Genomic DNA, 13,432 nt, shown 5'->3' on the forward strand with positions numbered 1-13,432 from the left:
TAAAACCTTGCTATATTTAAGATATGAAGTACATTTTATACGTTTTTTTAAGTGTTTTTAGTTGCTTTTGTTGGGGGCAACAAATTGATGTGGTTGATTTTGAATCGATTACAGCAAATGTTACTATTCGTCCGTTGCAAAAGGAAATTTCTGGTCAGGTTTCCTATGTTTTCGATATCAAAAAAGCTACCGATTCCATTTATATCGATGCGCAACAACTAGAGATTTCTATGGTCACTTTAAATAAACAAGAGGTAAAGGTGAATAATGACGGCTCAAAGCTCTGGATTATTTCTAATTTCGAGCGTAGTGAGCATAACACCATAACGTTAAACTATAAAGCACAACCTAAAAAAGCGATGTATTTTGTGGGTTGGGAATTTGGTGCACGTGCCCAGGTATGGACTCAAGGTCAGGGCAAATATACCAGCAATTGGTTGCCAAGTTTTGACGATATGAACGAAAAAACAAGTCTAGACCTTACAGTTAATTTTCCAAAAGATTACGAAGTTATCGCGAATGGAGAATTAAAATCGTTTATAAAAACCGATTCGATTAGCACTTGGCAGTATGTTACAAAACAGCCAATGAGTAATTATTTGTTTGCCATAGCAGCAGGAACCTATGCTAAAGAAACAAGGCATTCTAAAAGTGGAATTCCACTAGAATTGTATTATTACCCTGAAGATACTGCGAAGGTTGAACCTACGTACCGCTATAGTCAGCAGATTTTCGATTTTCTCGAGGCAGAAATTGGCGTGCCTTATCCGTGGAAAAATTACAAGCAAATTCCTGTTTCAGATTTTTTATATGCGGGTATGGAAAACACGAGTGCAACTATTTTTTCTGATACTTATGTGGTCGATGATATAGGATTTATGGATAGGAGTTATGTCAATGTAAACGCCCATGAATTGGCACACCAATGGTTTGGCGATTTGGTAACCGAAACTTCCGGGACGCACCATTGGTTGCAAGAGGGATTTGCAACATATTATGCCTTATTAGCCGAAAGAGATATTTATGGTGCCGATTATTATAAAATGCGTTTATACCAATATGCTAAAGAACTTCAAGCTCAGGATAAACAAGGACAGAGTACGATATTGCTCGATCCGAAATCAAGCAGTACAACCTTTTATAAGAAAGGAGCGTGGCTGCTACATGCTTTACGAGCAGACATTGGAGATATGGCTTTTAAAACGGCTGTAAAGCGGTATTTAGAGTTGCATCAATTTAAAAATGTGTCGAGCCATGATTTTATAAAGGAAGTTGAAGCTGTAAGTGGAAAGGATTTAGAAGCCTTTTTCGAGTTGTGGTTGAATACAAAAGCATTCCCTTTGGAATCTATCATGAGTAATAAGCGTGATGAAATGCATTTCTATTTGGAATTCATGGAGCATATAGATTGCACCGCAGAGAACGATGCCGAGTTTTTACTAGATCCGTCTAAATTTTATTTTGAAAAGCAACAAATTATCAAAAAGCATCCCGAATTAATTTCGAGAAAAGTGATGCTTCAAAATGGTCCAGAAGTACGTCAAACTATAGCAGAAACCTTGACTAAGATTCCTTCAGAAGTACTGCCGGTTTACGAAACTTTTTTAGATGACCCCTCGTATCAAACTCAAGAAATGGCCTTGTATAATCTGTGGGTAAACGTTCCTGAAAAGCGATCTGTCTATTTAGATAAAATGAAAGGCAGTATTGGGTTTCGTTCTAAAAACATTAGGCAGTTATGGTTGGTTTTAGCGCTTTCTACACCAGAATACAAGCCTGAGAATAATACGGTATATGTAAATGAATTGATAGATTATACACATGCTAAATACGATTTTGAAGTGAGAGAGCTAGCGTTTAGTTATGTCGAGGCGCTTCAGCTTTATAATGAGGAAGTGATTGTAAATTTAAAACAAGCCACGAAACATCATAACTGGAGGTTGAGTAAAATGGCAAAACAACTTTTAGTGGCTTTAGAGGGAAATCCGAAATATAAACCCTTGTTAAATCAAATTCAACAAAACGGATCGACAAAATGAGAGCTTTAGTAATTTCTGGAGGAGGAAGTAAAGGCGCTTTTGCAGGAGGCGTTGCTCAGTATTTAATAGAGCACAAAAAGTATACTTACGATATTATTATTGGAACCTCTACAGGAAGTTTATTGGCCTCGCATTTAGCTTTGGGAAAGGTCGAAAAAATTAAGTCGATATATACCAGTGTAACACAAGACGATATTTTTAATAGTTGTCCCTTCTTGATTAAAAGAAAAAAAGGGATGGAAACCATTAGTATTAATCATGTTAATGTGTTGCGCAATATTTTAAATGGAAGGAAAACCTTTGGGGAAAGCTATAATTTAAAAAAGTTGATTAAAAAGGTGTTTACTGAAGCGGAGTTTTTTGATTTAAAACACAGTGGGATAGACGTTGTCGTTACAGTTTCTAATTTATCGATTAATATGGTGGAGTATAAATCGATTAAAGATTTTGACTATGATGAATTTTGCGAATGGATTTGGATTTCGTGTAATTACACGCCTTTTATGAGTTTAGTACAAAAAAATAGTTTTGAGTATGCCGACGGCGGATTAGGATCTATGGTACCAATAGAAGAAGCGATAAAACGGGGAGCTACAATTGTAGATACCATTATTTTGCAAACCGAAGTGACTCAGTTTAACCGAATGCCATCTCTCAACGCATTTTCGTTACTTACCAATATGTTTGCTTTTATGTTAGATAGAATTGAGAGTCAGAATATAAAAATTGGAAAATACGTGGCAACAAACCATAATGCGATTATTAATTTTTATTACACCCCAACCATACTAACCACCAATTCCTTAATTTTTAATAAGGAAAAAATGACAAAATGGTGGCAAAGCGGATTTGATTTCGCAAAATACAAAAATGAAGAAACAAGCCAATTAGAAGATAAATGAGAGCACTAGTAATTTCGGGAGGAGGCAGTAAAGGTGCCTTTGCAGGCGGTGTTGCCCAGTATTTAATTGAAAAGAAAAAACGCGAATACAACATGTACTTTGGTACGTCTACAGGGAGTTTGCTAATTCCGCATTTAGCCACGGGAGATTTAAGTAAATTATATAACATTTTTACGAATGTAAAACAGCGCGATATTTTTAGTGTAAGCCCGTTTGTACAACATAAAAAAGGCGATCGGGAGTATGTGTCTATTAATTTCTTGAATTCCACACTCCAGTTTATAAAACGCAAACGTACGTTTGGCGAGAGTAAATCGCTTAAACGAAATATTAAAAAGAATTTTACCGAAGCAGAGTTTAATCGAATTAAATTAAACAAGGAAGATGTTGTGGTAACCGTTACCAACTTGTCTAAAAGTGTGGTGGAATATAAGTCTATAAACGATTTTACTTACGAAGAGTTTTGTAATTGGATATGGATTTCTTGTAATTATTTACCGTTTATGTCGCTCGCAACCGTAGATGGTTACGAATATGCCGACGGAGGCTTTTCTTGTGTAGTACCCATTCGCGAGGCTATAAATCGAGGGGCAACAGAAATTGATGCTATTATTTTAGAATCGGAAAACATGGAGCGCAATAAAATTTTAGGCAGAAATCCGTTTTCGTTAATGCTAAATTTATTTGGGCATGTCTTAGATCAAGTAGAACATCATGATATTGTTATAGGAAAGTTAGCAGCGATACAAAAAAATGTAAAACTTAATTTGTATTATACCCCAACACAACTAACCGAGAACTCCTTGATTTTTAGTAAGCCACTAATGGAAAAATGGTGGAAGCAAGGCTACGAGTATGCCGAATTAAAGCATTCTAATGGTTTAGCATCTGCACATCAAGTAAAGGAAATTGTAAAACAAATGAAGTAAATATTATTTCATTTTAAGGTTACCACATGTCGCCCACTTCTTCTTTTATATAAGATAAGGCGGCATCGCTAGGGGCACGTTTTTCCATCATTTCAGATAACACAACTTCACGTAATTCGTTAGCTGTCTTTGTTTTTTCTAGCATAGAGGCTTTTCTTATTAATTGAATGGTGGCATTTTTTGCAGTGGTGATAATGCTCCAGCACTCGTCGCTTACATAAATTTGTTGCGAAAGATTATGTTCGAATTCTTGTTCTATATTATTGATTAATAGTAATTCGTAATCATTTTTATCGGCAGACATTGGCTGTACGCGGATTAGTAATTTGGAAGGTGAAATACGTTCTAAAAATAAAGCCATACGTTCGTAAGCCTGTAATCTTAACGGCATAGAATTTACTTGCATGTCTTTTTTTAATAAAAAGCGTCTGCGGCCATCTTCGTTTTTAGTGTGTTCTTTAAAAAAATAAAAGGCAATTAAACCTGTAACAAGTGCAGGTATGGTATATAAAAGAAGATTTATAATAGAATCTGTATTCATGAGTTTTTACTTTGTAGCAAACTTACTAGGTTTTTATGTTTCTGCAAAACATATTATGATAACAAGATTATAAAATTTAGATTTAATTTTATTGGTATTTTCCTCCTAAATGTTCGCAATCTTTAAGCGCTTGCATAGAGTTGAAGTGTACTATAGCTTTTTCGTAATTATACGTTTTATCTAATTCTGTAGAAAGGTTTTTATCGTCGACATTCACTTCAATATCGGTCATTTTAAATTGGCAGGGGTGTTCGTAGCCTGCTGCATGTGTAATCTCGATAAACTCTTTTCTAAAGGTTTTAAAATATTGTGCTAATCGTTCCGATTTAAGGGTTGGGTCTATACCATTTTGCAGCCATTTACTTTGTGTAGCCACACCACTAGGACAGCGGTTTGTATGGCATACTTGAGCTTGAATACAGCCTATACTCATCATAGCTTCTCGGGCTACATTAATACAATCTGCACCCATAGCGAAGGCCATGGCGGCTTTTGCAGGGAATCCTAACCTTCCACTACCAATAAACACTATGCGGTCTGTTAATCCGCGTCTTAAAAATAATTTATACAAATCGCTAAAACCATATACCCATGGTAAAGATACATGATCTGCAAAGCTAGGGGGTGCCGCGCCTGTACCTCCTTCGCCACCATCTACCGTAATAAAATCTGGGCCTTTACCCGAAACTCGCATAATATCGGCCAATTGTTCCCACTGGTCTAGTTTACCAATAGCACCCTTTATACCAACAGGAAGTCCGGTGGCTTCTGCTATATCTTCAATAAAAAGCATAAGTCCGGGAACATCGTTAAAGGCTGTATGGCTAGGCGGAGAAATAACATCTTTTCCTAGAGGTACATGACGAATATTCGAGATTTCTTGAGTGATTTTTGCAGCAGGTAGCACACCACCTTTTCCGGGTTTCGCCCCTTGCGATAGTTTTATTTCGATAGCTTTTATAAACGGATTGGCTTCTACCAATGCCAGAAGTTTTTCTATAGAAAAATTTCCGTTTTCATCTCGAATTCCAAAGTAACCCGTTCCAATTTGAAAAATGATATCTCCGCCATTACTATGGTAGGGCGAAAGACCACCTTCACCAGTATTGTGGTAGGCTCCTGCTATTTTTACGCCTTTGTTTAACGACTCTATCGCTCTTGCTGAAAGAGAGCCAAAACTCATAGCAGACACATTTACTACAGAAGCTGGTCTAAACGGTTTTTTACGTTTGTTGTAAGCCCCCATAACTTTAGCACAAGGTAAAAATGTTTTGTCTATAACGTTTGGATGGTCAAGTTCTGGCTTAAACGGAATCATGGCATTATTAATAAATATATGCTGAATGGCATAGATATCGCGGTCGGTTCCGAAACCTTCGTAATTATTTTCTTTTTTGGCAGAGGCATAAATCCATCCGCGTTCTATACGATTAAAAGGTAATTCCTCTCGATTGTTCGCTACAAAATACTGACGCATTTCTGGTCCTACGCTTTCTAACAAATATCTTAAATGACCAATAATTGGAAAATTATGACTAATGGTGTGTTTTTTCTGAATAAAAACGTCTCGTATGGCTACTAATACTAAAATAAGAATCACCCAGACCCACCAGCTAATATCACTTAAAATCATAAATTGTGTTTTAAAGAATTTAGGGTAAATATATTTAAAATAAAAGAATAACATAAACGCATGCTTTTTTCTATTATTTTTGAATGATATAAGTATATTAGTACCAACCGATTTATCGCTAAATGTCAAATAAATTTAATAAAAAAACAGGGGTAGGTATTGCCGTTTTTTTAATACTGTGTGCTGTGATTTTGTTCTTCGCAAACACTTTTGTTAAAATGAAGCTCGAATCTACAATAAAAACGTTACCAGAATCTGTACGTTTAAATTATTCAGCACTAGATGTTAATGTTTTTGATGGAGGGCTCTCTGTAGAAAATCCTGAATTAAATATAATAGAAGGTGCCAAGGGGAGAGTGGAACTAAATGTAAAACTTCAAGACATCAAACTAAAAAATGTGGGGTATTGGGATTATATTGTTAACAACACCATACATTTAGATACGATTTTAGTTAAAGGTGCCGAAATTTCTTTTGTTAGAGGTCTTGGAAAAGCCTCCGATTCTACGCAGCAAAAGGATAATAAGCCTAAAAACGAAAACAAAGACGCTAAGCCTAAAAAAGAATTTAATAAAATTGTAAAAATTGATAATTTTGATTTAAATCGGGCAACATTAACCATTTTTGAAACTACTAAAGATTCTATATTTTTAAAATCTGAAAATATAAATATCACTTTCGATAGTATATATTTTGATGCTAATACAGCAAAACAAAGTATTCCTTTTGAGTATTCCGACTATCATGTTTTAACCGATTCTTTAAAATTTAATGCAGGGCAGTACGAAACTATTAATTTGCATGCTCTAGAATTATCTAAAAAACGTTGGGTGTTTAGACAGTTTAAATTAAAAACAAAATACTCTAAACATGAATTGAGTAAGATTATAGATAAGGAGCGCGATCATTTTGATGTATCGGTCGATTCTATAACTATAGAAGCCCCAGAATTTGGTTCTGTCAATAAACGATTTTACTTTAAAAGTAATAAGGTTTTATTTCAGAAACCATTTTTAGAGGTGTATCGCGATAAATTGGTAGCCGACGATAATACCATTAAACCGCTTTATAGCGAAATGCTTCGGAATTTAAAATTCGATTTAACCTTACCTTCTGTAATTTTAAAAGACGGACAAATTGTTTATGAAGAGAAATCTAAACCGCATGTTAACGCAGGAACCATATCGTTTCACGAGTTTAATGCCGATATAAAAAATGTGAGTAATACCTATGCTTCTCCCGTAAAAACAGAATTAGATATTAACACGCTATTTATGAACTCGGCGCCATTACACGCCAATTGGACTTTCGATGTAAACGATGAGCATGATACCTTTTTATTTAAAACCCAAATAGGGAAGTTGCCAGTAAAACGATTAAATGCCTTTACAGAAAATAATGTAGGTATTAAATTAGAAGGACAATTTGATAAAATTTATGCACGAATAGATGGTAATGTACAGCGTTCTAGCATTGATTTCGATGTGAAATACGAAAATGTAAAAGTTCAGATTCTGAATAAAAAACATCATAAAAATAAATTCTTATCTACCGTAGCAAATATTTTTATAAGAAAAGATTCCGATAAAGCAGATGATGGATTTATAGTAAAGCGTGGCCATGTAACACGCGATAAAACCAAATCTGTATTTAATTTTTTATGGCTAAACTTTAAGGAAGGTTTAAAGTTGGTTTTTGTGGGTAAGATTTAAATTTCACCGAATTTTTCTTCTTAAGGGTTGTTTAGTGCTACTAATGTTTATAATTATTTATAAATCTATTTACTTAAACGGCTAACAAAGGTTAATTTTACAACCTAAATTGTAAGAACATTGGAGAAGTATTTAAGTCAGTTAAATGAAGCACAGTTAGCACCAACCATTCAAAAAGACGGCCCTATGATTGTTATAGCGGGTGCCGGCTCTGGTAAAACACGTGTGTTAACCTACCGTATTGCCTATTTAATGCACGAAGGTGTAGACCCTTTTAATATTTTATCGTTAACCTTTACTAACAAGGCAGCACGCGAAATGAAAGAGCGTATTGCAGATATAGTGGGAAGTAGTGAGGCAAAAAATTTGTGGATGGGTACATTTCACTCGGTTTTTGCTAAGATATTAAGAATTGAAGCCGACCGTTTGGGCTATCCGAGTAATTTTACTATTTACGATGCACAAGATTCTCAACGTTTAATTTCATCTATTATAAAAGAGATGGGATTAGATAAAGAACTTTATAAATACAAATCGGTTTTTTCTAGAATTTCTTCATATAAAAACAGTTTAATTACCGTACGTGCTTATTTTCAGAATCCAGAATTAATAGAAGCCGATACTATGGCTAGACGCCCGCGATTGGGAGATATTTATAAAGAATATGTCGAGCGTTGTTTTAAATCTGGTGCTATGGATTTTGATGATTTATTATTAAAAACCAACGAGCTGTTAACGCGGTTTCCAGATGTTTTGGCCAAATATCAAGATCGTTTTAGATACATTTTGGTCGATGAGTATCAAGATACCAACCACTCCCAATATTTAATTGTAAGAGCCTTGTCAGATCGTTTTCAAAATATTTGTGTGGTAGGAGATGATGCACAAAGTATTTACGCTTTCCGTGGTGCGAATATTAATAACATATTAAACTTTCAAAAGGATTACGACGATGTAAAACTGTTCCGATTAGAGCAAAATTACAGATCGACAAAAACTATAGTTAATGCCGCAAATTCTATTATAGATAAGAATGAAACCAAGTTAGATAAAGTGGTATGGACGGCGAATGATGAAGGCGGAAAGATTAAAGTAAATCGTTCTATGACAGATGGAGAGGAAGGGCGTTATGTGGCTTCTACCATCTTCGAGACCAAAATGAACGAACAACTTAATCATAGCGATTTCGCGATTTTGTATCGTACTAATGCACAATCAAGATCGATGGAAGATGCCTTGCGTAAGCGTGATATTCCGTATAGAATTTACGGAGGTTTGTCTTTCTATCAGCGTAAAGAAATCAAAGATATTTTATCGTATTTACGCATTATAATTAATCCGTCTGATGAAGAAGCACTAAAACGTGTTATTAATTTTCCGCCGAGAGGTATTGGTCAAACCACGATCGATAAGTTAATTATTGCAGCCAACGGTTATAAGCGTTCTATTTTTGAAGTCATGAAAAACATCGATAAAACCGATGTAAAAATCAATTCAGGAACAAAAAATAAACTTAAAGATTTTGTGACTATGGTTGAGAGTTTTCAAGTCATGAACCAAAATGTAAATGCCTTCGAACTTGCCGATCACGTTACAAAAACTACAGGATTAATTAAAGAATTTAGTAAAGATACCACGCCAGAAGGTGTTGCTAAAGTTGAAAATATTGAAGAACTTTTAAATGGTATTAAAGATTTTGTTGAAGAACAAAAAGAACTTGTAGACACTACAGGGTCTTTAACCGAGTTTTTGGAAGATGTGGCCTTAGCAACCGATTTAGATAATGATAATGGTGAAGACGACCGTGTAGCGCTAATGACTATTCACTTGGCAAAAGGGTTGGAGTTTCCGTATGTGTTTATCGTAGGACTTGAGGAAGATTTATTCCCGAGTGCTATGAGTATGAATACGCGTAGCGAATTAGAAGAAGAACGCCGTTTGTTTTATGTGGCCTTAACCAGAGCCGAAAAACAAGCCTATCTTACTTACGCCTTATCGCGTTACCGTTGGGGGAAATTAGTAGATTCCGATCCGAGTCGATTCATTCAAGAAATAGATGAGCAGTATTTAGACATTCTTACGCCAATAGAAGAGCGAAGAATGAACCCGATGTTAGATGCGAATATCTTTGGAGATGTAGATTCGCAACCATCAAGAAATATTCGTTTTAAGCCAGCTAAGCAATTGCCTATCCAGAAAAAAGGATCTGGAATTGCACGTAAGGAGCCAGAAAAATTCCAGGTAAGTACACCTAAAAACTTAAAACCTGTTGGCAAAACAACAGGGGGAGAAGCAGCCAATTTATTCGATAATAAGTTAGTGACAGGAAATATTGTTAAGCATTTGCGATTTGGTAAAGGTGAAGTTTTAAAGATTGAAGGTGCTGGAGCAGATACCAAAGCCGAAATAAAATTCGAAAATGGTGGTAACAAGAAACTATTGCTGCGTTTTGCGAAGTTGGAGGTTATTGGGTAGTTTTTTTAAGTTTTTGAGTTTTGAAGACTCAAAGTTTCAGAGCTGCGATAGGTAAAGAATTAGTTTCCCTGAATACGTTTCAGGGAAGTATTTTATTTTACCTTATGTTTATCGTAATTCTGAATCAGTTTTTTTTAGCTTAAATTAGAAATGTTTGTAGCTGTATTGACGTAATCCCAACTAGAGTCTTCGGAGTCTTTTTTTACAGTTGCTGTTCCAATAACTGTAGATTCGGAGAGGAGAGACCCTGTGTTTAAATCGTAAATTTTTACAGTGCTTTGGGCTTGATTGGTCTTAATCGTGTTACCTGTTCGTGGTGCGTGAGCAAAGGAGCTCATATCTTCTTTTTCAATAATCGACTTGATATTTATCAAATAATCGCAATGGGTGTTCCTTTTTAAGTCTTTTAAGGTTTCTGTGCTGGGATTAAAAGGAATCTCTTTAGCAGTAATATTTTCTTTTCTAATTTGGTGTAAAGTAAAAAGCGAGTCGTCAAGTATGGTTTTAAATTCGGATAAGGCAATGGTGTTGATGTCACTCTTTTTATTATTTGTTGTAGGAAAGTCGTTTAAAATCCATTTACCTTTAGAGAAGTCAATATGTTTTCCTTTTTCATAGTTGTAAGTGTATTTCGTGTTTCCGCACCCTAAAAGGAATGTTGTGCATATTAAAAAGAATAAAGTTTTTGTTATTCTCATTTGTACTCATAAAGAAAAGGCGTTTTGTAATATTCTATTCTAAATGTGCTTTTATAAACCCTTTTAATTTAGCCCAAGTATCTAATAGTTCTAATCCTGCCCAACCGTGACCTGCTTCTGGGTATAAGGTGTATTCGTGCATAACGCCCAAATCTTCCAGTTTTTCCTGTAACAAATTACCTTGCGAAACCGGTACAAGTGGGTCTTTACCTCCATAGAATAATATCGTTGGAGGTGCAGAATTAGTAACTTGATGATACGGACTAACTTCTTCTAAAAATTCTGTAGTTAGGTCTATGCCGTATAATTCTTCAAGCATTTTTAGGGTGTCAAAATTTACGTTTTCTGTGTAAGCGCTATCAGTAAAATTTGTTGGTCCTACAATGCTACACACCATTTTAGCGTGTTTATCATGATTAAAAGCATAGCTCCATAATAAGGCTAAATGTGCTCCAGCACTAGTACCAATAAACCCATAATCGTCAGAAATTTGGTAATCATCAAGATTATCGTTTAAATGTTTTACCACGGCAGTAATGTCGTTAATCTGCATAGGGTAAGCTTCGGTAGTTTCATCCACCAAGCGATAATTCATATTAACAATCGCTAAATTCGGTAAGTCTTTCTTTATTAATTCAACAAAACCATTCATGTCATTTTTATCTCCCGAGGTCCAACCTCCACCATGTACAAGAATAAGAGCTTTGGTGTCGATGTCGCGATGGGCTGGTAAATATATATCGTAAGTCTGAGATTCATGATCGCCGTATGGCACATCAAATTGTATAGCGGCTTCAAGATCTACAAAATCATTGCCATCTGTATTGGAGTCCGATGTACACGAATAACTCGAAACTGCAATAATTAGCAGGATGATAATGGTTTTTATTGGTTTCATTATAAAATATTAATTACTTTGTAGAACGATTCTACAATATACTTATTATGGCCGAGTTTTTAAAAATTTATGAAGAAAATCCTAACCCAAAGGAGATAAAAAAAGTAGTTGACGTTTTAAAGCGTGGCGGATTGATTATTTATCCTACAGATACGGTTTATGGATTGGGCTGCGACATTACTAATAACAAGGCTTTAGAGCGAATTGCCAGAATTAAAGGTGTAAAATTGGAGAAAGCTAATTTTTCATTTATTTGTCACGATTTGAGCAACTTAAGCGATTATGTGAAGCAAATTGATACCTCTACATTTAAAATTTTGAAGCGGGCACTGCCTGGGCCATACACTTTTATCCTTCCAGGAGCTAAAACTTTACCTACAGTTTTTAAAAAAAAGAAGACTGTTGGTATTCGTGTTCCCGATAATAAAATTGCTTTAGAAATCGTATTGCAATTAGGAAACCCGATTGTTTCCACGTCTATTCGCGATGAAGATGAGGTTTTAGAATACACCACAGATCCCGAATTGATTTACGAAAAATGGCAGAATTTAGTCGATTTAGTTATCGATGGTGGATATGGCGATAACCAAGCTTCTACAATTATAGATTTTTCGGAGTCTGAGCCTTCAATTGTTAGAGAAGGAAAAGGAAGTCTTGAAATTTTTTAAAATATAATCGTATCATATTTATTCAGTTTTTAAAGTGAATTTAATTCGCAATTAGTAATTTAGCATCAAACAATTGTTATGATTAGTAAAGCACAATTCGATAAGGAAATAGAAGGCATTATAGCCAACGCAGTACGCGAAGATGTTGGCGATGGCGACCATAGTTCATTGGCTTGTATTCCTGCTACGGCACAAGGAAAAGCAAAATTGTTAGTAAAAGATAATGGCGTTATTGCAGGCGTTGAATTTGCTAAAAAGGTTTTCGAATATATAGATAAGGATTTAAAAGTAGAGACTTTAATTGAAGATGGGAGCACTGTAAAATACGGCGATATTGTGTTTTATGTTGAAGGGGCGTCGCAATCTATATTAAAAGCAGAACGTCTGGTTTTAAATGCCATGCAACGTATGAGTGCGATTGCTACCAAAACAAAATCGTATGTCGATTTATTGGCGGGTACAGGAACTAAGATTTTAGATACTAGAAAAACCACTCCAGGCATTAGAGCCTTAGAAAAATGGGCAGTTAAAATAGGTGGGGGAGAAAACCATAGATTTGCCTTGTACGATATGGTTATGCTTAAAGATAACCATATAGATTTTGCAGGAGGAATTACACCAGCTATTACTAAAACAAAAGCCTATTTAAAAGCAAACAATAAAGATTTAAAAATTATTGTTGAAGCCAGAAACCTAAAAGAAATTGAAGAGATCTTACAAAACGAAGGTGTGTATCGTATTTTAATAGATAATTTTAATTACGAAGATACCAGAACTGCGGTTAAATTGATTGGCGATACGTGTTTTACAGAATCTTCTGGTGGGATAAACGAAAAAACACTCCGAAAATATGCCGAGTGTGGCGTAGATTGTATTTCGTCTGGTGCCTTAACGCATTCTGTTTACAATATGGACTTAAGCCTGAAAGCGGTTTAAA

General features: G+C 35.2%; 11 protein-coding genes. 7 read left to right on the plus strand and 4 right to left on the minus strand.

Going from position 1 to position 13,432, the window contains the following annotated elements:
• Positions 1 to 23 precede the first annotated feature (23 nt).
• Genes A9D35_RS00350 through A9D35_RS00360 form a run of 3 tightly spaced genes read left to right on the plus strand, consistent with a single transcriptional unit; the run spans position 24 to position 3,870 of the window.
• On the plus strand, positions 24 to 2,039 hold the full coding sequence (locus A9D35_RS00350) for a M1 family metallopeptidase (RefSeq protein WP_066217666.1): 2,016 nt from the start codon (positions 24 to 26) through the stop codon (positions 2,037 to 2,039).
• Positions 2,036 to 2,941 carry a patatin-like phospholipase family protein gene (locus A9D35_RS00355; RefSeq protein WP_066217668.1) on the plus strand — a complete coding sequence of 302 codons (906 nt, stop codon included), beginning with the start codon at positions 2,036 to 2,038 and terminating at the stop codon, positions 2,939 to 2,941. Before A9D35_RS00350 ends, A9D35_RS00355 begins: the two co-directional genes overlap by 4 nt.
• Positions 2,938 to 3,870: a patatin-like phospholipase family protein gene (locus A9D35_RS00360; protein WP_066217671.1), complete on the plus strand. Its 933-nt coding sequence runs from the start codon at positions 2,938 to 2,940 to the stop codon at positions 3,868 to 3,870. The genes A9D35_RS00355 and A9D35_RS00360 overlap by 4 nt, the downstream gene beginning before the upstream one ends.
• A gap of 19 nt (positions 3,871 to 3,889) precedes the next feature.
• On the opposite strand, the gene A9D35_RS00365 is transcribed toward A9D35_RS00360, so the two are convergent.
• Positions 3,890 to 4,411, minus strand: coding sequence for a DUF7935 family protein (locus A9D35_RS00365; RefSeq protein WP_066217672.1), 522 nt, complete (start codon positions 4,409 to 4,411; stop codon positions 3,890 to 3,892).
• 88 nt (positions 4,412 to 4,499) lie between these two features.
• Entirely contained in the window at positions 4,500 to 6,044 is a 1,545-nt protein-coding gene (locus A9D35_RS00370; RefSeq protein ID WP_066225655.1) for an FMN-binding glutamate synthase family protein, read from the minus strand.
• 218 nt (positions 6,045 to 6,262) lie between these two features.
• Between A9D35_RS00370 and A9D35_RS00375 the strand changes: the two genes are divergently transcribed.
• Together A9D35_RS00375 and A9D35_RS00380 are read left to right on the plus strand one after the other, a co-directional pair.
• The gene (locus A9D35_RS00375) at positions 6,263 to 7,756 is read left to right on the plus strand and encodes a hypothetical protein (protein ID WP_141675447.1); all 1,494 of its coding nucleotides are present in this window, start codon (positions 6,263 to 6,265) and stop codon (positions 7,754 to 7,756) included.
• Between the two features lie 120 nt (positions 7,757 to 7,876).
• Entirely contained in the window at positions 7,877 to 10,231 is a 2,355-nt protein-coding gene (locus A9D35_RS00380) for an ATP-dependent helicase (protein WP_066217676.1), read from the plus strand.
• Between the two features lie 134 nt (positions 10,232 to 10,365).
• Here A9D35_RS00380 and A9D35_RS00385 read toward each other — a convergent pair whose 3' ends face one another.
• Positions 10,366 to 10,929 carry a hypothetical protein gene (locus tag A9D35_RS00385; RefSeq protein ID WP_066217681.1) on the minus strand — a complete coding sequence of 188 codons (564 nt, stop codon included), beginning with the start codon at positions 10,927 to 10,929 and terminating at the stop codon, positions 10,366 to 10,368.
• 34 nt (positions 10,930 to 10,963) lie between these two features.
• On the minus strand, positions 10,964 to 11,827 hold the full coding sequence (locus tag A9D35_RS00390; RefSeq protein WP_066217683.1) for an alpha/beta hydrolase: 864 nt from the start codon (positions 11,825 to 11,827) through the stop codon (positions 10,964 to 10,966).
• A 47-nt stretch (positions 11,828 to 11,874) separates the two neighbouring features.
• Here A9D35_RS00390 and A9D35_RS00395 point away from each other — a divergent pair, with 47 nt between their 5' ends.
• Positions 11,875 to 12,495, plus strand: coding sequence for an L-threonylcarbamoyladenylate synthase (locus A9D35_RS00395; protein ID WP_066217686.1), 621 nt, complete (start codon positions 11,875 to 11,877; stop codon positions 12,493 to 12,495).
• A 78-nt stretch (positions 12,496 to 12,573) separates the two neighbouring features.
• Complete coding sequence (gene nadC, locus A9D35_RS00400) at positions 12,574 to 13,431, plus strand: carboxylating nicotinate-nucleotide diphosphorylase (protein WP_066217688.1); 858 nt, start codon at positions 12,574 to 12,576, stop codon at positions 13,429 to 13,431.
• Position 13,432 lies beyond the last annotated feature (1 nt).

It is taken from the genome of Formosa haliotis, from assembly GCF_001685485.1.
Classification (GTDB): domain Bacteria; phylum Bacteroidota; class Bacteroidia; order Flavobacteriales; family Flavobacteriaceae; genus Formosa; species Formosa haliotis.